This is a genomic window from Stenotrophomonas sp. HMSC10F06 (assembly GCF_001807865.1).
GTDB classification, from domain to species: Bacteria; Pseudomonadota; Gammaproteobacteria; order Xanthomonadales; family Xanthomonadaceae; genus Stenotrophomonas; species Stenotrophomonas bentonitica_A.
In genome coordinates this window covers 213,384-232,845 of record NZ_KV791297.1, presented here as the reverse complement: position 1 = coordinate 232,845, position 19,462 = coordinate 213,384, and the positions used below count along the sequence as shown (strand labels likewise).

Sequence of the window (19,462 nt, the reverse complement as noted above, 5' to 3'; positions counted from 1 at the left end):
TTCCCCTGGGCGATGGATCGGTTATCCGCCCTATTCAGATAGCCTGCATCCGCCGTAAGTCATGGGTGCTTCCGGCCGGACGCCCGCCAGCGGGCCGCCAGCCACGACAGCGCCACGCAGGCTGCGCCAGCCAGCAGCCACCCGGTCGCCGCGTTGCCCGCGGCGTGCTCGATCGCGCGCCACCATGCCGGGCCGAACAGCGAAACCAACGCCAGCACCGCGACCGCCAGCACCGCCAGCAGGACGCGGGAGACCCAGCGTTCGATCCCGGCGTCATGCCGGGCGATGCGCGCGGCGACATCGCGGGCAAAGCGCATCGGCGGCCCGCTCTGCGGGGCAGAGGCGATCGCCTGGGCAATGCGCAGGTAATCGGGGGCGTCCGGTCCAGCGCGTTGGCCGCTCAGCGCCGCACGCAGGCCGCGTTCCTGGGCCTGCCATTCGTCCGGGTCGATACGGGGATCGTCTGCGCTGCTCATGCGGGCACTCCAATGCGGGATTCGAGCAGCTCACGCAGCCGCTTCCGGCTGCGGAACAGATGGCTCTTGATGGTGCCTTCGGCCAGCTCGGTGAGGATGGCGATCTCAGCGATGGAGATCTCTTCCAGATGATAGAGGCTGAGCAGGGTGCGCTGCAGCGGGGGCAGGGCATCGATCGCAGCGTGCAGGTGGGCGTTGATGTCCTGCTCGCTGGTCAGGGCTTCCAGATCGATGCCATCGCCGACCCGATCGATCAACGCGGTGCCGTCGTCGCTTACGGTGTTCTCCACCAGCGGGATGCGTCGCCGTTCCAGGTGCCGCTTGGCGATCGAATAGGCGACCTGCGCCACCCAGGATTTCAGTGCGCTCTCGCCGCGGTATTGATGCAGCGTCTGATGGATGCGCAGGAAGGCTTCCTGGCACAGCTCGCGGGTGTCCTCGGGGTGGCGGACCATGCGATCGACCACGCGCCAGCACAGGCCTTGATACTCGCGCACCAGCTGCTCGAACGCGCCGGGCTGCCGCGACAGAATGGCGGCGACCAGTAGCCGGTCGGCATCGAGACAGTCGGCAGGAGGGGGCGGCGACGTGCGCATGTTCCATAGAGATACGGCGAGTGCCCCATCGGTTGCAACCGTGTGCCGTGCAACCGATCCCGCCGTGGCCGTATCTCAGTGGACAAGCCCCTCCTCAACGGAACGAACGCACCATGGATTACAACCTGATTCTGCCCGTCGTCCTGATCCTCGGCATCGTGTATGCCATCAAGAGCGTGGTCGATGGCCACACCCGCCGCCGGATCGTTGAAGCCCGCGGCTCGGAAGAGCTGGTGCGCTCGCTGCTGGCCGGCGACACCACAAAGCGGCGGCTGGCCGCGCTGCATTGGGGCTGCGTGATGTTGACCCTGGCCCTGGCCTTCGGGCTGGTCGATCTGCTCGGCATCGACCGGGTCACGCCGGGCGCGATCGCACTGCTGCTCGGGGCGACCGGGCTGGGCAACGTGGTGTACTTCGTGCTGGATCGCCGTTTGAAATAAGCCAACAGTGGTGGACGGTCAGCGGCGCAGCGAGGATTCCCGCAGCACCTGCTTCACCGCGATGCTCTGGCCTTCCACCGGCTGGCCGTCGATCAGCGCCAACAGCTTCTCCACCAGCAGGTGCCCGGCCTGCTTGGTGTCCTGCTGCACCGTGGACAGCGGCGGGGACACCGAGGCGGCCAGCGGGATGTCATCGAAGCCGGTGACCGCCACGTCCTCAGGCACGCTCATGCCATGCTCGCGCAGGGCGCGCATCGCACCGATCGCGATCAGGTCGCTGGCCGCGCACAGCCCATCGATACGCTCACCGCGTGCCAGCAGCGCCTGGCAGGCATCGAAGCCGGACTGCTCGGTGGTGATCGCATCGTGTTGCAGCGAGGGCTCGGCGGTGAGGCCTCGCGCCCGCATTGCGTCGACGTGGCCGCGATAGCGCTGCTCGAACTCGGGATAGTGGCTGGAAGCGTGGCCGACGAACGCGATCCGGCGGCAGCCCTGGTCGAGCAGGTGGGCGGTGATGTCGAAACCGCCCTGGAAGTTGTCGCTGCCGATCGACACACCGGGCTGGTCGGGCAGGGAAGCGCCCCAGCGCACGAAGTGGGTGCCTTGCTCGACCAGCCGCTGCAGGCGCTCGCGCGACTCGTGGTAGTCGCCATAGCCGAGCAGGATGATGCCGTCGGCCTTGTTGCTGTCCTCGTAATCGGCCTGCCAGTCAGTGGACAGCTGCTGGAAGGAGACCAGCAGGTCATAACCGCGCAGCGCGCAGGCCCGCGTGATCGAGCCGAGCATCGCGTGGAAGAACGGGTTGATCAGCGAATCGTCATTGGTCGGGTCCTCGAAGAACAGCAGGGCCAGTGTGCCGGCATTGCGCAGGCGCAGGCTGGAGGCGTTCTTGTCGACCTTGTAGTTCAGCTCCCGGGCGATGGCCAGGATCCGCTGCCGGGTTTCGGCGTTGACCATCGGGCTGCCGCGCAGCGCCCGCGACACCGTGGGCTGGGAGACGCCGGCCAGGTGGGCGATATCGAGGGAGGTGGCTTTACCGCGGATGGTCATTTCAGCAGGCGGGGAGACAGTGAAGAGACATCATGCCATGCGCCGTGATGGCGGGGCCGGGAGGTCCCTCGGGCTGGCGGCCAGCGGCCTGCGGCGCGGGGACTGAACCGCCGTCACCGTTGCGGCATATGGCTCGAGCAGGTTTCCGGTCGTTCCCGGCCGGAATTCCGACAGGGTCGGGGACGGCGGCGATGATAAGATGGTGCAATCTGGATCCCCCCAATTCTCCCAAGGGCGGCCCGGCAGATCTGCACCCCGCCCGGGGCTGTGATATGACTGCGGCCTGCCCTCGGACAACGGAAGAGCAACCCTATGGCGCGCGGCATCAATAAAGTCATCCTGGTCGGCAACCTCGGCAACGACCCGGACGTGAAGTACACCCAGGGCGGTATGGCGATCACCCGCATCAGCCTGGCCACCACCAGCGTCCGCAAGGACAAGGATGGCAACCAGCAGGAGCGTACCGAATGGCACCGCGTGGTGTTCTTCGGGAAGCTCGGCGAGATCGCTGGTGAGTACCTGCGCAAGGGCAGCTCGGTCTACGTCGAAGGCAGCCTGCGTTACGACAAGTACACCGGCCAGGATGGCGTGGAGAAGTACTCCACCGACATCATCGCCGATGAAATGCAGATGCTCGGCGGCCGTGAAGGCGGTGGTGGCGGTGGCGGTGGCGGCGAACGTCCGCAGCGCCAGCAGGCCCCGCGCCAGGAGTACGGCGGTGGTGGCGGCGGCGGTGGTGGTCAGCGTGGCGGTGGTGGTGGTGGCTACGGCCAGCAGCGCCCGCAGCAGCAGGCTCCGCAGCAGTCGGCGCCGCCGATGGACGACTTCGCTGATGACGATATTCCGTTCTGATTTCTGATTTTTACGGATGCAAACAGAAACCCCGGTAAGCCGCTGTGCTTGCTGGGGTTTTTCTTTTTTGCACGGGAAGCTCTGCTTCCTGCCGGTTTGACGCCTGTCTTCTGCCCGTAGCCATGGCACGATGGGTCACAACTCAAGGGAGAAGTTGCGCCAAGCGATGACTCGCCGGCGATAAGCGGATCCTGCTGCGCGGCGGCACTGTCCTTCCGTAGCCCCGTGAACGCGATTGCGTGGCGCGCCGCTCTCCCATCGCACGCACACGGCGACCGGCATCACGCGCGTTGTGCCCTGCAGCATGCATTTTCGTGCACCGCGTCTTGCAAAAAAACGATGTCCTCCTCTATGGTGCAATCGATTGCATTGCAGCGGATCGCCAGCGTTTGACACCGGTTGGGAGGCCGGAAGACGGATGTCCATCCATTCGATCAGCCCGGCATCGGGGCCGGCCGGGGGTCTCACGCGACGCGATGCGCTGCGCATGGCGGCCGCAGCGAGCCTTGCCTTGGGCGCTGCGGCGGTGTTGCCTGCATCTGCCGGCACCGCGTCGCTCAAGGGCAACCTGAGGCATTCCGTCGCCCGCTGGACCTTCCCGCAGCAATCGGTGGCCCAGCTTTGCACGACGGTGAAGGACATCGGGTTCGCCGCCATCGATCTGGTCGGCCCGGAAGACTGGCCCACCCTGAAGGCCCATGGCGTATACAGCTCGATGTGCAACGGCGCGGAGCTGGGCCTTACCAAAGGCTTTGCCGGCCGTGCGTTCCACGACCAGCTGGTGGAGCGCTACACGCGGCATATCGACCTGGTGGCCGATGCCGGTTACCGCAACCTCATCTGCTTTTCCGGCAACCGCAACGGGATGGACCCGCAGGAGGGCATGGCCAATGCCGAGGCCGGCCTCAAGCGCATCCTCGGGCACGCCGAGAAACGTGGCGTGGTGCTGGTGATGGAGCTGCTGAACTCCAGGGTCGATCATCGCGACTACCTGTGCGACCACTCCGCCTGGGGCGTGGAGCTGTGCCAGCGGCTCGGCTCGGACAACTTCGGCCTGCTGTACGACATCTATCACATGCAGATCATGGAGGGCGACATCATCGCCACCATCGGCAGGTATCACGCCTGTTTCAAGCATTACCACACCGCGGGTGTGCCGGGCCGGCACGAGATCGGGGACCAGCAGGAACTCAATTACCCCGCCATCTGTCGCGCGATCCGCGACACCGGTTTCGATGGGTATCTGGCGCAGGAATTCATGCCTGCGGCACCAGATCCCGTCGGTTCGCTGCGCGAGGCCATCCGCCTCTGCGACGTCTGAAACGATATCCACCAGGTGAGAGATCCATGGCAGACAATCATTACGACGCCATCGTTGTTGGCTCGGGAATCAGTGGCGGTTGGGCGGCGAAGGAATTGACCGAGAAAGGCCTCAAGGTCCTGATGCTGGAACGCGGGCGCAACATCGAGCACGTCAAGGACTACGTCAACGCGATGAAGGAGCCGTGGGACTTCCCGCATCGCAACCGGCCTACACAGGCGATGAAGGCCGCCTTCCCCGTGCTGATGCGCGACTACGCGCTGGCCGAGAACCTGCAGGGCATGTGGGCCGACGAACAGGAATCGCCGTACATCGAGACCAAACGGTTCGACTGGTTCCGCGGCTACCATGTCGGCGGGCGTTCGCTGATGTGGGGCCGACAAAGCTATCGCTTCTCCGACCTGGATTTTGAGGCGAACCTCAAGGACGGCATCGCCACCGACTGGCCCATCCGCTACGCCGACATCGCGCCGTGGTACGACCATGTGGAGAAATTCGCCGGCATCGCCGGTACGCGGGAAGGGCTGGACGTGTTGCCGGACGGCGAGTTCCTGCCGCCGATCCCGTTGAACATCGTCGAGAAGGACGTGGCCGCCCGGATCCGGAAGGCCTTCGGCGGCACCCGGCACATGATCCACTCGCGCACGGCGAACATCACCAAGCCGATGCCCGAGCAGGGCCGGGTCAACTGCCAGTACCGCAACAAGTGCATCCTCGGCTGTCCCTTCGGTGCCTATTTCTCCACCCAGGCGGCGACGCTGCCGGCGGCGATGAAGACCGGCAACCTGACCCTGCGGCCGTTCTCCATCGTCAAGGAAGTGCTCTACGACAAGGACCGCAAGCGTGCACGCGGTGTGGAGGTCGTCGATGCGGAGACCGGCCAGACCTACCAGTACACGGCCAAGGTGATCTTCCTCAACGCCTCCTCCTTCAACTCGACCTGGCTGCTGATGAACTCGGCCACCGATGTGTGGGAGGGTGGGCTGGGCTCTTCGTCCGGTGAGCTGGGGCACAACGTGATGGACCATCACTTCGGCGCAGGGGCCTCCGGTCGGGTCGAGGGTTTTGAGGACAAGTACTACTTCGGCCGTCGTCCCTGCGGCTTCTACATTCCCCGCTTCCGCAACGTGGCCGCTGACAAGCGCGGCTACCTGCGCGGCTTCGGCTACCAGGGTGGTGCCAGCCGCACGGGGTGGTCGCGCGAGATCGCCGAGCTGAACATCGGTGCCGACCTGAAGGAGGCGCTGACCGTGCCCGGTGACTGGCGCATCGGCATGACCGGCTTCGGCGAAATGCTGCCGCACCACGACAACACGATCCGCCTGGACCGGGACCGCAAGGACAAGTGGGGATTGCCGGTGCTGGCGATGGACGTCGCCATGCGCGCCAACGAACTGGCCATGCGCAAGGACATGGCCGCCGATGCCGCCGAGATGCTGGAGGCCGCCGGCGTCAAGGACGTGGAGATGCACGACAACGACTACGCCCCGGGCAAGGGCATCCATGAGATGGGCACCGCTCGCATGGGACGGGACCGCAGGTCCTCCGTGCTGAACCAGCACAACCAGGTCTGGGATGCGCCCAACGTCTATGTGACCGACGGTGCCTGCATGACCTCCAGCGCCTGCGTGAATCCATCATTGACCTACATGGCGCTGACCGCGCGGGCTGCCGACCATGCCGTGCGCGAACTGAAAGCGGGGAACCTGTGATGGACCGTCGCGAACTGCTGAAAATGATCGTCGCCGCCACCGGTGCGGCGATGGTCGGCCTGCCTGCGCTCGGTCAGGCACAGGCGCCTGCCGCAGGAGCGAAGGCGCGCTTCTCCGATGCGGATGTTGGCACGCTGGACGAGATTGCCGAGACCATCCTGCCAAGGACGAAAACGCCGGGGGCGAAGGACGCGGGCGCCGGCGCGTTCATGGCGACGTTCGTCAGCGACTGCTACACCGCCCGGCAGCAGGCGACGTTCCGTGCCGGCCTGGCCGATATCGACAAACGCGCCGGCGGCCGCTTCGTTTCACTTGCGCCGCAGGCGCGCACCGAACTGCTGCGCGCGCTGGATGCAGAGGCCAGGAAGCACGCGGTCGAGGTGAACGAAACCGGCACCGCCGAAGCAGGAGAGCCGATGCCGCATTACTTCACGATGTTCAAGCAGCTGACCATCTTCGGTTTCTTCACCTCGAAGGTCGGCGCGACCGAAGTGCTGAAGTATGTCGCCGTGCCGGGTCGCTACGACGGCGACCTCGCCTATGTTCCCGGTACACCCGCCTGGGGGACCAGCTGATGGATCACGCCATGAAGATCACGCCGCTATTGATCGCCGCCGGTGTGCTGGCCGCTGCACCGGCGTTCGCGCAGGCCGGTGCCGATCCCGTTCGCGATCCAGCGAAGACCGAGGTGTGGACGCCCGTGCCCGCGAGCGTGGCCACGCCGCCGGGAGGTGCGCCCTCCGACGCGGTCGTGCTGTTCGATGGCAGGGATGTTTCCGCCTGGGAGTCGGAGCAGGGGGGGCGCGTGCCCTGGAGCGTCGCCGACGGTGCGCTGACCGTGGTTCCCGGAAGCAAGGGCATCCGGACCCGGCAGCGCTTCTGCGACATCCAGCTGCACGTCGAATGGCGCTCGCCCATCGCGACAAAGGGCTTCAACGGCCAGGATCGGGGCAACAGCGGCATCTTCCTGCAGGAACTGTATGAGCTGCAGGTGCTCGACAGTTACAACAATCCGACCTATGCCAACGGCCAGGCGGCCTCGCTCTACAAACAGGCCATGCCGCTGGTGAACGCCTCGCGTGCACCGGGCGAGTGGCAGGCCTACGACATCATCTGGAAGGCACCGCGCTTCTCGCCGGGCGGCGGGCTCACCTCGCCCGCCCGCATCACCGTGCTGCACAACGGCGTGCTGGTGCAGGACGACACCGTCCTGGCGGGAAAGACCGAGTACATCGGCGCGCCGTCGTACACGCCGCATGCGTGTGCGCCGATCTACCTGCAGGAGCACGATTCCAGGGTCAGCTACCGCAACATCTGGGTGCGCGAGCTGTAGCGCCGGCACGAAACGGCAGCCGGCGCCGGCGCGGGCAGCCTAGTGCGCCAGGTAACTGGCGATATCGTCGATCTCCTGGGGCGACAGCTGTGGAAACGGCGGCATCAATCCGCCGCCCTTGCTGATCTTCTCCTTGATCTGCGCCGGCTGCAGCCGCTTGGCGACGTCGGTGAGCGCGGGGAACGTTGGCGGAACACCGGCGCGCTCGGCACCGTGGCAGGCCGTGCAGTGGGTTGCGTAGAGGGTCGCGCCGGCCGCGGGGTCGTTCTTGGACCACGCCTCAGGCACAAGCAGCGCAATCGACGCCAGTACGGCGAGGATCGGGATCAATCTGAAACACGTATTCAAGCATTACTCCTTTGCTGGCTGGCGCGGTGCGCTGGCGGGCAGGCGGGCGGGAAGGTGTCTGCGCAGGTAGTCCGCCCCGGCCTGGATGACCTTGGCCGGATCACGCGGCTGGTCGTGTTCGATGATGTACCACCGCACCCCGGCATCGGCCGCGGCCGGCAGGATCGTGTTCCAGTCGAGGACACCCTGGCCGACGGCGGCAAAGCCGCCTTCGTCTTCGGCGTGGCCCTTCGGCGCATTGTCCTTGGCGTGTACCGCGAACAGGCGGCCGCGGAATGTCTCCAGCATGGCCGCCGGGTCATGGCCCGCACGCGCGACCCAGGCCAGGTCCAGCTCGGTCAGCAGATCGGGTCCGGCGGCCGCGAACAGCAGTTCCAACCCTGTGCTGCCGTCGAAGTCGACCAGCTCGAAGTCGTGGTTGTGGTAGGCCAGCTGCATGCCCTTGGCCCGTGCCTGCGTCGCGATTCCGCCGAGTTCCAGGCCCAGTGCGGTCCAGCCTGCGGCATTGGTGGGTCGATCCTTTTCGTCCAGGTAGGGCACCACCAGCGTCGTGTTGCCGATCGACCGGTTGAAGGCCACCACGCCGTCCAGGTCCTTGCGCAGTTCGGCCAGTGGCACGTGCGAGGAAATCGCCCTGATCGAATACCGGTCCAGCAACTGCTTGAGTTCGCTGGCGCTGACGCCCTGCGTGCCCACCGTTTCCACCGCATCCACGCCGGCGTCGTGGACGATCTTCAACTGCTGGTCGAGCGGGCCGGCGTTGCGCAGTGTGTACATCTGCACGGCGATGGGCTTGTGCGGGCTGGCGGCTTCGTGTGCCAGGACGGGCAGGGCAGCGAACAGCAGCAGGGCGAGGGTGGCAGTTCTGCGGGCAGGCGTGTTCATCATGAGATGCTCCCGGGGTTCAACCGATGGCGGTCCAGGCACGGGTCCTGGCCGAGGTGATGACGCGGTCGACGATCAGCGCCGAGCGCACGCCGTCTTCGAAGGTGGGCAGGCCCTGCGGCTGTTCGCCTTCAATGGCGAGATAGGTATCGGCGACGAACGCCTCGAAGCACTGGGCGTAGCCCTGCGCGTGCCCCGCTGGCAGCACGGACAGCCGGCGTTGCTCGGCACTGCCGGCGCTGGGGCCGCGCACGAAGGTTTCCTCGCGCTGGTCGGGCTGGCCGATCCAAAGCCGCTCGGCGTCTTCCTGATTGAAGGCCACGCTGGCCCTGGCACCATCGATCTCGAACCAGAGGCGGTTGTGGCGTCCGGCCGATACCTGGCTGACCGTCAACGATGCCAGCGTACCGGCGCTGGTGCGGAACATCGCCGCCGCCACGTCCTCGCTGGTGACCGCCTGCATCGCGCCACCGGCTGCCGCGGTGGTGAAGCTCTGCCCGGTGTCGGTGCTGCGTTCGGCGATCACCGTGTCGAATGCCGCGCTGACCTCGGTGAGGCGCTCGCCGCTGACCCATTCCACCAGGTCGCACCAGTGCGAGCCGATGTCGGCGAACACGCGCGACGCGCCGCCCAGCGCCGGGTCCACGCGCCAGTTGTTGCTGGCCGGGTCCAGCAGCCAGTCCTGCAGGTAGCTGCCGTGAATCAGGTGCAGGGGCCCCAGTTCGCCATGGGCGATGCGTGCGCGCGCCTCGCGGACCACCGGGTGGTAGCGGTAGACGAACGGCACCGTGGCGACCAGCCCGGTCGAGGCGGCCAATGCGGCCAGCGCCTGGGCGTCCTCCAGCATGGTGGCCAGCGGTTTCTCGCAGATCACGTGCTTGCCCGCGTTCAGCGCCGCCTGCGCCATGCCGCGGTGCAGATGGTTGGGCGTGCAGACGTGCACCACCTGCACCTGTGGATCGGCGACCACGTCCTCGATGTCCCGATAGGCACGCGGGACACCCCACGCCTGCGCCACGTCGCGTGCGCGCTGCGGAGACGAGGCGGCCACGCCACGGATGTCGGCACCCGCCAGCAGCGCCGCGCGCCGGTGCACGGCACCGATCATTCCCGTGCCGACGATGGCGATTCCAGGTTTTGGCATCAGGTGGGTCCTCAGGGCGTGGAAGGTGCGGCCGCGACCACTGGCCGGTCGCGGAACAGCAACAGGAAGGCGATCAGCACGACCAGCGCGACGCCTGCCGGGAACAGCCAGATCTGTTGCCAATCCGGACCGGCTGCAGTGGTGAAGTGCTCCACCACCGCGCCGGACAGGAACGTACCGATCAGCATGCCCACGCCATACGTGGCCAGCGTGATGAATCCCTGCGCGCTGCTGCGCGCGGCCGGGCCGGCATGCGCATCGGTGTAGATCTGGCCGGTGACGAAGAAGAAGTCGTAGCAGATGCCGTGCAGCACGATGCCGATCACCAGCAGCGAGAAGCCACCGCCCGCATCACCAAAGGCGAACATGACGTAACGCACGACCCATGCGGCCATGCCCACCGCCAGCATCGTCTTCACCCCCAGCCGCACGAACAGGAACGGCATGGCCAGCATCAGCAGCACTTCGGAGACCTGGCCCAGCGATTGCAGGCCGGCCGCGCCGCGCACGCCCAGATCGTTGAGGTACGGGTTGGTGAAGTTGTAGTAGAACGCCAGCGGGATGCAGATGGCGATGGAGGCCAGGAAGAACACCAGGTAGGAGCGCGACTTCAGAAGCCGCAGCGAATCCAGCCCCAGGATCTGTCCCAGCCCGGCGTCGCGCTGTTGCGCCAGCGGCGGCGTGTGCGGCAGCGTGAACGCATACAGGCCCAGCGCCAGCGACGCCATCGCCGCCATCCGGAACGTCAGCTCGAGCCGATGCGCCTGTTCCCAGCCCAGCCAGCCGATCAGCACGCCCGCCACGATCCAGCCGACGCTGCCGGCCACCCGCACGAGCGGAAACTGCTTTTCCGGCGACTGCATGTGCCGCATCGCCACACTGTTGGCCAGCGCCAGCGTTGGCATGAACAGCAGCATGTACCCCATGACATAGAAGGAGAAGGTGCTGAAGTCCGTCGCCGTGGACGCCAGCCACATCAGCGCCGCGCCAGCGAGGTGGAGTACCGCGAGGATGCGCTGCGCCGCGAAGTACCGATCCGCGATCAGGCCGACCAGGAAGGGCGCGACGATGGCGCCGATCGATTGGCTGAGAAACGCCGTCGCGACCTGGCTCGCGCTGGCCTGCAACGGCCCCTGCACCAGGTAGGTCCCCAGGGTGACGAACCATGCCCCCCAGATGAAGAACTGCAGAAACATCATCGCGCCCAAGCGCGACATGGTGTGCGTCATGGCTTGCCCTCCCGGGGCGGTATCGGCTCAGATTCCCAGCATGCGGCGCAGTGATGCGGCGTCTGTGCCGCTGTCGGCAAAGTCATCGAAGGCGCGTTCGGTCACGCGGATGATGTGGTCGCGGATGAAGGCGGCTCCTTCCCGTGCACCGTCTTCCGGGTGCTTCAGGCAGCACTCCCATTCCAGCACCGCCCAGCCGGGAAAGTCGTACTGCGCGAATTTCGAGAAGATCGCCTTGAAGTCGATCTGGCCATCGCCGAGTGAGCGGAACCGCCCGGGACGATCGATCCAGTCCTGGTAGCCGCCATACACGCCACTGCTGGCACTGGGGTGATATTCCGCGTCCTTGACGTGGAAGATGCCGATGCGATCGTGGTAACGGTCGATGAAGCCGAGGTAGTCCATCTGCTGCAGCAGCAGGTGGCTGGGGTCGTACAGGATCTTTGCGCGGGGGTGCTGGTCGACCACGTCGAGGAAGCGCTCGAAGGTCGCGCCGTCATGCAGATCCTCGCCCGGGTGGATTTCGAAGCATAGATCCACGCCGCAGGCGTCGAATGCATCCAGGATGGGGCGCCAGCGGCGGCCGAGTTCGGCGAAGGCTTCCTCCACCAGACCGGGTGGGCGCTGCGGCCAGGGATAGAAGTAAGGCCAGGCCAGTGCGCCGGAGAACGTTGCATGCGCGGTCAGCCCCAGTCGCTGGCTGGCCTTGGCGGCCAGCAGCAGCTGCTCTACCGCCCAAGCCTGGCGGGCGACAGGGTCGCCGCGTGTGTCCGGCGGCGCGAATCCGTCGAACAGGCTGTCATAGGCGGGATGGACGGCGACCAGCTGCCCCTGCAGGTGGGTGGACAGCTCGGTGATCTGCAGGCCATGCCCGTCCAGCATGCCGATGACATCGTCGCAGTACGCTTGGCTGCGCGCAGCTTCGGCCAGATCGAACAGCCCGGGCGCGCTGGTCGGCACTTGTACGCCAGAATAGCCCAGCCCCGCGGCCCATCCGGCCAGCGTGTCCAGCCGATCGAAGGGAGGTGTGTCGCCGATGAACTGCGCCAGGAACAGCGCTGGACCCTTGAGCGTTTTCAAGAGGATTCGCCCTCGATGCAATCGATTGCATTATCCTAGCAGGGGCATTCGAAAGTCCTGTTGTGCACTGCACAGCGGAAGGAAGAGGTAGCGCCATGGCCACCATCTACGACATTGCAAAGCACGTCGGCGTCTCGGCCGGCACGGTGTCGCGGGCGCTGTCCCGGCCGGACAAAGTGCTGCCGGCTACACGCGCGCGCATCGAGCAGGCCGCTGCAGCGCTGGGCTACGTGCCCAACACGGTGGCCCGTACACTCAAGACCCAGCGCAGCGGCAAGATCCTGGTCACCGTGCCGGATATCGCCAACCCGTTCTTTGCCCAGATCCTGCAGGGCGCGGAGGACGCGGCGCAGGCGGTTGGCTACGCTGTCCTGCTGGGCGATACCCAGAACCTGCCCGAGCGCGAAGAGCGCTACGCGCAGATGCTCCGGCGCAACGAGGCCGACGGCCTGATCGTGCTGGGGCACCGCCTGCCGCCGACGGCGCGCGAGATCGTCCAGCAGCGGGGCGCCGCCGCGCCGGTGGTCAACGGCTGCGAATTCGACCCCGCGCTGGGCATTCCCAGCGTCCACATCGACAATGCGGCCGCCGCGCGCGCGGTGATGGAGCACCTGTACGGACTGAGGCACGAACGGATCGCTGTGGTGGGCGGACCGCCGGACAATCCCCTGCATCAGCAACGGCTGGAGGGGGTCCGGGCCGCCGGCAAGGCGCGTGGCCGCCTGCGCCAGTTGAGCGTCGTGCCGGGCGACTTCACCGTCGAATCCGGACATGCGGCCGGGATGTCGCTGTTGGCGCGCGCGCCCGTGCCGACGGCGGTGTTCTGTTTCAGCGACCAGATGGCGCTGGGCGTATTGGCGGCCTGCCGGGATCTGGGCATCCGGGTACCGGGTGATCTGTCCGTCGTCGGCTTCGACGATCTGGCATCGTCGCGTTACCTCACGCCTCCGCTGACGACCATCCGGCAACCGATGCGGGAGATCGGTGCCCGTGCAGTCAACCTGCTGCTTGCGATCATCGAACGTGTCGATGTGCCGCTTCAGCAGACGCTGGATTTCAGTTTGATGGTGCGGGGCTCGACGGCGCCGCCCACACCACATCCACTACCATGGGCCACCCGTCTGGATGCCCCCGCATGTCCATTGTGATTCCCACGCTGCCCAAGCCACCCACCGCCCGCATCGCGGCCTGGCTGCTGATGCTGCTGGGCATGTGGCTGACCTTGAAGCTGGGCCTGGTGGTGACCCTGCTGTCGGGCCTGCTGGTGTTCCACCTGACCCACCTGCTGGCCTCCACCGTCGAGGGCAGGCTGCCGCCCGGACGTGCGCGCGCCTATTCGGTGATCGTGCTGTCGGCGCTGATCATCGGCGCGCTGACCCTGGCCGCGATCGGCATCGCCTCGTTCTTCCGCAATGAGACCGGTGGCCCCGATGCGCTGCTGATGCGCCTGATGGACATCCTCAACACCTCCCGCCACCAGGTGCCGGACCTGTTGCAGCCGTACATCCCGGAAGATCTGCAGGCCTTGCGCACGGCCATGAACGACTGGGCCGCCACCCACCGCCAGCAGCTCGGCATCGCCGGCACCTCGGCCGTGCAGATCAGCGTGCGGATCCTGATCGGCATGGTGCTGGGTGCGATGATCGCGCTGTACGACGAGCTGCCGCTGCCGAAGCTGGGGCCGCTGGCGCGCGAGCTGATCGGCCGCACCAGCCGCATGGCCACGGCCTTCCGGCAGGTGGTGTTCGCGCAGGTGAAGATCTCCCTGCTCAACACGCTGTTCACCGCCATCTTCCTGCTCGGGGTGCTGCCGCTGTTCGGGGTGCACGTGCCGCTGTCCAAGACGCTGGTGCTGATCACCTTCCTGGCCGGCCTGCTGCCGGTGGTGGGCAACATCATCTCCAACACGGTCATCACCATCGTCGCGCTGTCGGTCTCGTTCTACGTGGCCGTGGTCGCGCTGCTGTACCTGGTGGTCATCCACAAGCTGGAGTACTTCCTCAACGCACGCATCGTCGGTGGCGAGATCCAGGCACGCGCGTGGGAACTGCTGCTGGCGATGCTGGTGATGGAAGCGGCGTTCGGTCTGCCAGGGCTGGTCGCCGCGCCGGTGTTCTATGCCTACATCAAGCGCGAACTGCTGGACCAGCGCTGGATCTGAGGGCCGGGCCGCGCTAGAGCTTCAGGTTCAACGACACATACGCCGAGCGCCCGGGGGCCGGTGAGAACATCGGCTGGTCGTCGCCGCCCCAGAAGAAGTTGTCATACCACGCATACGCGTAGTCGCGGCCGGTCAGGTTCTTCACCTGCACGTCCACGCTGACCCGCTCGGAAAGCCGATACGACGCACTGGCATCGAGCACCGCGAAGGCGCCGAACCTGCCCTGCGTGTTGCGTTCTTCAATGTAATAGTCGCCCTGCATCCGGCCCTGCAGGCCGAAGGTCCAGCGCTCGTTGCCGCGGTAGTCCACGCCGATGTTGCTGATGTAGCGCGGCGTGGCGATCACCTCGTTGCCGGCCAGGGCGGTGCCATCGGTGGTGAACGCGCGCACCACCTTGGCCTGCTGGATCGCATGCGAGCCCCACAGCGTCCAGTGGCCGCCCAGGCGCGAGGTGAACTGCAGGTCGACCCCTTCGCGACGGGTCTGGCCCAGGCCGACCGAGGTGCCGGTGGCCGGCATGTTCGCTACTTCGTCCGTCGCGTCCTGGCGCCACACCGCGATGCGCGCGTCGGCGCCGACGGCCGGGGTGAACTTGATGCCCAGCTCCTTGCCGGTGTTGATCGAGGGCCGGAAGGTCTCCTGGCCGGCGGTGAGGTAAGCCGGTGCGGTGGAACCGGTCAGCACCTGGAAGGTCCTGCCCCAGTTGGCATAGATGTTGAGGACCGGGGTGATTGCGTAGACCACGCTCAGCTTGGGCTGGCCGATGGTGCCGTAGCGCTGCAGCGGCGCGGTGATGCCGCCGGGCAGGTGGGTGCTGCCGGAGAAGCGGTCCACACGGTAGGCCGGCACGATCTTCAGCGCGGAGGCGGGCTGATACACGGCCTGCGCATAGGCACCGAGGTTGTCCAGGCTGTAGCGGTCGTCGTTCTGGATCCGCGCCGGGGTGGAAAAGTCGGTCGGGATGGCGTGGCTGTAGCGCAGCCGGCGGTACGTATTGTCCTGATGCTCGGCGTTGAATCCACCCTCGACCGTCAGCGCAGGCGTGGCGGCCCAGGTCAGCGTGCTGAGCAGGCCGGTCTGTTTCTCATCCCAATGACGACGCTGGCGCGGCGCGTTGCCGGGCACGTACGCGGTGAAGGTCACCTGCCGGTCGTCCTCGTAACGGTTGTAGTACAGCTTGTTGCTGACATGCACGGCATCGCTGAGCTGCAGATCCAGATGGGTGCTGAGATGGCGCATGTCGCGGTCGTCGACGTCGTTGGCATTCTTGAGCGCGGATCCGCGACGATCGGCTGCCAACTCTGCGGCGGTCATGAAGCCGGGCTCGTCGGCTTCGTGGTGGTACACGCGCGCGATCAGACCGAGATTGAACAGGTCATCGTCGCCGCTGTAGAGCCACTTGCCGCCCAGCGAGTATTTCTTCGATCGGTCATGATCGCGGTAGCCGTCGGACGCCTGCGACGCCAGAAAATAGTTCTGCGCGACACCGTTGGCGTCGCGACCGATCGCCACCTGCGCTTCGCGGGTGTTGTAGCTGCCATAGGTGAGCCGCGCATCGGTATAGGTGCCGCCTTGGCGGGTGCCGAGGTTGATGTTGCCCCCGATGTTGTGCAGGCCATAGCGCGGGTCGTTGGTACCGCGCACGACTTCGATGTAGTCGATGTCCAGCGGGAACACCATGTCGATGAAGCGCTGGTTGCCACTGTTGACGTTGCTGGGAATGCCATCGATCAGGATCTTGATCCCGTTGAGGTAGCCCTCGCCATTGAATGCACGGAAGGTCGCCTTGCCGGACTCCGCGCCCTGGCGGGTTTCGGTCAGCTGCATGCCCGGCATCTGGCCGAGCAGTTCCCAGCTGTTGGACACGTTCTTCTCATGGACCTGGTCGCCGCCCATCACATCCACCGAGGTCAGCACCCGGTGGGCGGCCAGGGGACGGTTCGCGCCTTCCCGCACGTGCACGCTGCCGAGGGTGATCGCAGCATCGGCGGATTGGGCGCGCGCTTCGCCGGCGCACAGGGCCGCCAGTACGGCGGACACCATTGCCTTGGTTCTCATCTCTTCGTGCCTCAGGAGCAGGTAGGACAGGGGGTGGACCAGCAGACACCGGACGTCTGCTGTTCTGACCCGAAAAAGAAATAATATAACATTGCAATCGAGCATCGTTCCATCCCGTAGGCCGCTCGCGCGCCTGTGGCTTGAAGCCCCTTCCGATCGGGTCTATAACGCGCACGAAGGGCGCCGGCCGGGCCGCCCATGGTGATCGGTGTCCCCATGATCCAGCCCAATGCCCGTTCAACGCCGCGCGCCGCAATGGCCAGCGAGCCGTCCGCGTCGCAACAGATCGATGCCCGCATCCAGTCGCTGGAGGATTGGCGCGGCGAGGCGCTGTCCCGGATCCGCGCCTTGATCCACCAGGTCGATCCGGACGTGGTGGAGACATGGAAGTGGCGGGGTGTACCCGTGTGGGAGCACCACGGCATCCTGTGCACCGGGGAGACCTACAAGGCGGCCGTGAAGTTGACCTTCGCCAAGGGCGCGTCGCTTCCCGATCCCAACGGGCTGTTCAATGCGAGTCTGGAAGGCAACACCCGCCGCGCCATCGATCTGCACGAAGGCGATACGATCAACGCCACCGCGTTCAAGGCGTTGATCCGCGCGGCGATGGCGCTGAACCGGGCGGCCAGAACCGCTGCTCCGGCGCCACGCCGGAACGCCCCCCGGCGCTCAGCCTGAATCGTCACGACCTCCTGCACTGGAACCGGCGGGCCGAATCGGGAACGATGGGGGGCTGACTCCCCCATCGATATTCCAGGATGTGCCTGTGCTGAGTGTGATCGGCTGTTTGCTTGCGTTGTATCTGGTGTGGCGCCTGATCTGGCCGTTGCGGCTGCCGCGCCCGGTCCGGATCGCGCTGGGCCTGTTGGTGGTGGCGCTGGCGCTGCACCACCGGATCGTGGCGCAGTTTGCCGGGACCATGGCGTCGCCGGAAATTCCCACGGCGATGATCGCCGTGCTCGCCACCGGCTTCACCACGCTGCTGCTGAGCGCGGTATTCGTGCTGCTGCTGGACGCGCTGCTGCTGATCGCGTGGCTGGTGCGTGCGCGGCGCGTGCTGCCGACGCTGCGTGCGACATGGCTGCGTCCGACGGCCGGCGCATTGGCGCTGCTGCTGTCTGCCTACGGCATCTGGCAGGGCATGGCCGTGCCCAAGCCGCGTCAGATCGAGGTTGCCATCGACGGCCTGCCGGCTGCGTTCGACGGTTATCGCGTGCTGCAGCTCACCGATATCCACGCCAGCCGCCTGCTCACGGGTGCCTGGGTGGAGAAGGTGGTCGCCGAAAGCAATGCGCTCCATCCGGATCTGGTGGTGATCACCGGCGATCTGATCGACGGCAGCGTTAGCGCCCGTGCCAACGACTTCGCGCCCCTGGCCAGGCTGCACGCGCCGGATGGCGTCATCGCGATCACTGGCAACCACGAGTATTACGCGCAGTACGCCGAGTGGATGCAGGCCTTCCGCGGGCAGGGCATGCAGGTGCTGGAGAACACCCATACCCGGGTGCAGCGCGACGGGGCGACGTTGACCATCGCCGGCGTGACCGATCCCGTGGCGGCACGCTATGGCCTGCCCATGCCGGACCTCGGCGCTGCCCTGGCCGGGGCGGACCCGCAGGCACCGGTGATCCTGCTTGACCACCGTCCGGTCGAAGCCCGCGCCAACGCCGGGCACGGCGTGGCCCTGCAGCTGTCCGGGCACACGCATGGCGGGCATATTCTGGGTATGGACCAGCTGGTCAAGCGTGCCAACGGTGGCTATGTCTCCGGGCGCTACCAGGTGGACGCGATGACGCTGTACGTCAGCAACGGTGCCGGGCTGTGGCCGGGCTTCGCCGCGCGGATCGGCGTGCCCTCGGAGATCACCCTGATCACGCTGCGGGCGCGCTGATGGCGTCCGGATGTGCGATGCCCGGGGTGGTGTTGCCGGACACCGAAGCCTGGACCGTCCGCGACCCGGTGGGCCGGGACTACCCGATCTGGGTGTCCCTGCCGGCCGGGTATGCGCGGGACACGCACCTGCGCTACCCGGTGCTGTATGTCACCGACGCGCTGTACAGCTTCCCGCTCGCGCGCAGCGTGCGCAACATGGTCGGGCAGGGCGGTGCGCACCTGGCGCCCTTCATCCTGGTCGGGCTGCCGCCGCAGCAGGGGCTGAGCTCGCAGCAGAGCCGCTCGCGTGACTACACCCCGACCCAACCCAGCCGCAGCCCGGGCGACGATTACACCGATGGCATCACCTACGGCGGCGCTGCGCACTACCGCGATTTCCTGGCCGACCATGTGCTGCCACAGGTCGAGGCGCGCTACCGCACCGACGCGGCGCAGCGTGCGTTTGCCGGCCATTCCTACGGTGGGCTGTTCGGTGCGTACGTGCTGCTGACCCGCCCGGCGATGTTCCAGCGCTACATCCTTTCCAGCCCATCGCTCTGGTTCGACCAGCACGTGATCAACCGGGTCGAGGCGGACTACGCCGATGCCCATGCCGATCTGAACGCGCGCGTGCTGCTGTCTATCGGCGCACACGAAACCCCGGCGTCGGACGCACCGTTTGCTGCGCGCAACGACATGGTCGCGCATACGCGAGCGTTTGCCGAGTGTCTGCGCGGGCGCGGTTATCCAGGCCTCTGGCTCGAGACACGCGTGGTTGCCGATGAGGATCACCTGACGGTCTACCCGGCGATGCTCACCCGCGCGCTGCTGGCCCTGTTCCCCAGCCGGAGCACCGCCCCGGCCGTGTGAAATTTTCGCCAGTGGGCGTGCACGCCTCGGTCAC

20 protein-coding genes are annotated in these 19,462 nt (G+C 66.6%); 11 read left to right on the top strand and 9 right to left on the bottom strand.

The features are described from left to right. Nucleotides 1–59: 59 nt before the first annotated feature. Both HMPREF3113_RS14160 and HMPREF3113_RS14155 read right to left on the bottom strand, forming a co-directional pair. Complete coding sequence (locus HMPREF3113_RS14160) at nucleotides 60–476, bottom strand: hypothetical protein (RefSeq protein ID WP_070473488.1); 417 nt, start codon at nucleotides 474–476, stop codon at nucleotides 60–62. Then, complete coding sequence (locus HMPREF3113_RS14155; protein WP_070473486.1) at nucleotides 473–1,072, bottom strand: RNA polymerase sigma factor; 600 nt, start codon at nucleotides 1,070–1,072, stop codon at nucleotides 473–475. Before HMPREF3113_RS14155 ends, HMPREF3113_RS14160 begins: the two co-directional genes overlap by 4 nt. Before the next feature lie 113 nt (nucleotides 1,073–1,185). Between HMPREF3113_RS14155 and HMPREF3113_RS14150 the strand changes: the two genes are divergently transcribed. After that, nucleotides 1,186–1,512 carry a hypothetical protein gene (locus HMPREF3113_RS14150; RefSeq protein WP_019185699.1) on the top strand — a complete coding sequence of 109 codons (327 nt, stop codon included), beginning with the start codon at nucleotides 1,186–1,188 and terminating at the stop codon, nucleotides 1,510–1,512. A gap of 18 nt (nucleotides 1,513–1,530) precedes the next feature. On the opposite strand, the gene HMPREF3113_RS14145 is transcribed toward HMPREF3113_RS14150, so the two are convergent. After that, nucleotides 1,531–2,562, bottom strand: coding sequence for a LacI family DNA-binding transcriptional regulator (locus HMPREF3113_RS14145; protein WP_070473484.1), 1,032 nt, complete (start codon nucleotides 2,560–2,562; stop codon nucleotides 1,531–1,533). A 312-nt stretch (nucleotides 2,563–2,874) separates the two neighbouring features. Here HMPREF3113_RS14145 and HMPREF3113_RS14140 point away from each other — a divergent pair, with 312 nt between their 5' ends. From HMPREF3113_RS14140 to HMPREF3113_RS14120, 5 genes are all read left to right on the top strand, one after another. Continuing rightward, nucleotides 2,875–3,414, top strand: coding sequence for a single-stranded DNA-binding protein (locus tag HMPREF3113_RS14140; protein WP_019185702.1), 540 nt, complete (start codon nucleotides 2,875–2,877; stop codon nucleotides 3,412–3,414). Between the two features lie 418 nt (nucleotides 3,415–3,832). Then, on the top strand, nucleotides 3,833–4,735 hold the full coding sequence (locus HMPREF3113_RS14135) for a hydroxypyruvate isomerase family protein (RefSeq protein ID WP_174704358.1): 903 nt from the start codon (nucleotides 3,833–3,835) through the stop codon (nucleotides 4,733–4,735). A 26-nt stretch (nucleotides 4,736–4,761) separates the two neighbouring features. Then, the gene (locus HMPREF3113_RS14130) at nucleotides 4,762–6,447 is read left to right on the top strand and encodes a GMC oxidoreductase (RefSeq protein ID WP_070473482.1); all 1,686 of its coding nucleotides are present in this window, start codon (nucleotides 4,762–4,764) and stop codon (nucleotides 6,445–6,447) included. After that, on the top strand, nucleotides 6,447–7,022 hold the full coding sequence (locus HMPREF3113_RS14125; RefSeq protein WP_070473480.1) for a gluconate 2-dehydrogenase subunit 3 family protein: 576 nt from the start codon (nucleotides 6,447–6,449) through the stop codon (nucleotides 7,020–7,022). Before HMPREF3113_RS14130 ends, HMPREF3113_RS14125 begins: the two co-directional genes overlap by 1 nt. Next, entirely contained in the window at nucleotides 7,022–7,780 is a 759-nt protein-coding gene (locus tag HMPREF3113_RS14120) for a 3-keto-disaccharide hydrolase (protein WP_070473479.1), read from the top strand. The genes HMPREF3113_RS14125 and HMPREF3113_RS14120 overlap by 1 nt, the downstream gene beginning before the upstream one ends. Before the next feature lie 39 nt (nucleotides 7,781–7,819). On the opposite strand, the gene HMPREF3113_RS14115 is transcribed toward HMPREF3113_RS14120, so the two are convergent. The 5 genes from HMPREF3113_RS14115 to HMPREF3113_RS14095 are packed head-to-tail and all read right to left on the bottom strand — an operon-like array spanning nucleotide 7,820 to nucleotide 12,466. After that, entirely contained in the window at nucleotides 7,820–8,110 is a 291-nt protein-coding gene (locus HMPREF3113_RS14115) for a c-type cytochrome (RefSeq protein ID WP_070473477.1), read from the bottom strand. 21 nt (nucleotides 8,111–8,131) lie between these two features. Then, nucleotides 8,132–9,013, bottom strand: a complete 882-nt coding sequence (locus HMPREF3113_RS14110) for a sugar phosphate isomerase/epimerase family protein (RefSeq protein ID WP_070473538.1) — start codon at nucleotides 9,011–9,013, stop codon at nucleotides 8,132–8,134. A gap of 19 nt (nucleotides 9,014–9,032) precedes the next feature. Then, nucleotides 9,033–10,157, bottom strand: coding sequence for a Gfo/Idh/MocA family protein (locus tag HMPREF3113_RS14105; RefSeq protein WP_070473475.1), 1,125 nt, complete (start codon nucleotides 10,155–10,157; stop codon nucleotides 9,033–9,035). Between the two features lie 11 nt (nucleotides 10,158–10,168). Further along, complete coding sequence (locus HMPREF3113_RS14100) at nucleotides 10,169–11,386, bottom strand: nucleoside permease (protein WP_070473474.1); 1,218 nt, start codon at nucleotides 11,384–11,386, stop codon at nucleotides 10,169–10,171. Between the two features lie 27 nt (nucleotides 11,387–11,413). Beyond that, nucleotides 11,414–12,466, bottom strand: coding sequence for a sugar phosphate isomerase/epimerase family protein (locus HMPREF3113_RS14095; RefSeq protein ID WP_070473473.1), 1,053 nt, complete (start codon nucleotides 12,464–12,466; stop codon nucleotides 11,414–11,416). 95 nt (nucleotides 12,467–12,561) lie between these two features. On the opposite strand from HMPREF3113_RS14095, the gene HMPREF3113_RS14090 reads away from it, so the two are divergent. Together HMPREF3113_RS14090 and HMPREF3113_RS14085 are read left to right on the top strand one after the other, a co-directional pair. Further along, nucleotides 12,562–13,614 (top strand): LacI family DNA-binding transcriptional regulator, encoded by a 1,053-nt coding sequence (locus tag HMPREF3113_RS14090; protein WP_070473471.1) that lies wholly within the window; start codon nucleotides 12,562–12,564, stop codon nucleotides 13,612–13,614. Continuing rightward, nucleotides 13,602–14,627: an AI-2E family transporter gene (locus HMPREF3113_RS14085; RefSeq protein WP_070473469.1), complete on the top strand. Its 1,026-nt coding sequence runs from the start codon at nucleotides 13,602–13,604 to the stop codon at nucleotides 14,625–14,627. The genes HMPREF3113_RS14090 and HMPREF3113_RS14085 overlap by 13 nt, the downstream gene beginning before the upstream one ends. A 13-nt stretch (nucleotides 14,628–14,640) precedes the next feature. Here HMPREF3113_RS14085 and HMPREF3113_RS14080 read toward each other — a convergent pair whose 3' ends face one another. Beyond that, nucleotides 14,641–16,686, bottom strand: coding sequence for a TonB-dependent receptor (locus HMPREF3113_RS14080; protein ID WP_070473468.1), 2,046 nt, complete (start codon nucleotides 16,684–16,686; stop codon nucleotides 14,641–14,643). Between the two features lie 216 nt (nucleotides 16,687–16,902). On the opposite strand from HMPREF3113_RS14080, the gene HMPREF3113_RS14075 reads away from it, so the two are divergent. The 3 genes from HMPREF3113_RS14075 to HMPREF3113_RS14065 all read left to right on the top strand — a co-directional run bounded on the left by HMPREF3113_RS14075 (nucleotide 16,903) and on the right by HMPREF3113_RS14065 (nucleotide 19,428). Beyond that, nucleotides 16,903–17,364 (top strand): DUF1801 domain-containing protein, encoded by a 462-nt coding sequence (locus HMPREF3113_RS14075; RefSeq protein WP_070473536.1) that lies wholly within the window; start codon nucleotides 16,903–16,905, stop codon nucleotides 17,362–17,364. An 88-nt stretch (nucleotides 17,365–17,452) separates the two neighbouring features. Beyond that, nucleotides 17,453–18,577, top strand: a complete 1,125-nt coding sequence (locus HMPREF3113_RS14070) for a metallophosphoesterase (RefSeq protein ID WP_070473466.1) — start codon at nucleotides 17,453–17,455, stop codon at nucleotides 18,575–18,577. Further along, a complete protein-coding gene (locus HMPREF3113_RS14065; protein ID WP_254665301.1) occupies nucleotides 18,577–19,428 on the top strand; it encodes an alpha/beta hydrolase in 852 nt (283 codons plus the stop codon). The genes HMPREF3113_RS14070 and HMPREF3113_RS14065 overlap by 1 nt, the downstream gene beginning before the upstream one ends. The last annotated feature ends 34 nt before the right edge of the window (nucleotides 19,429–19,462 follow it).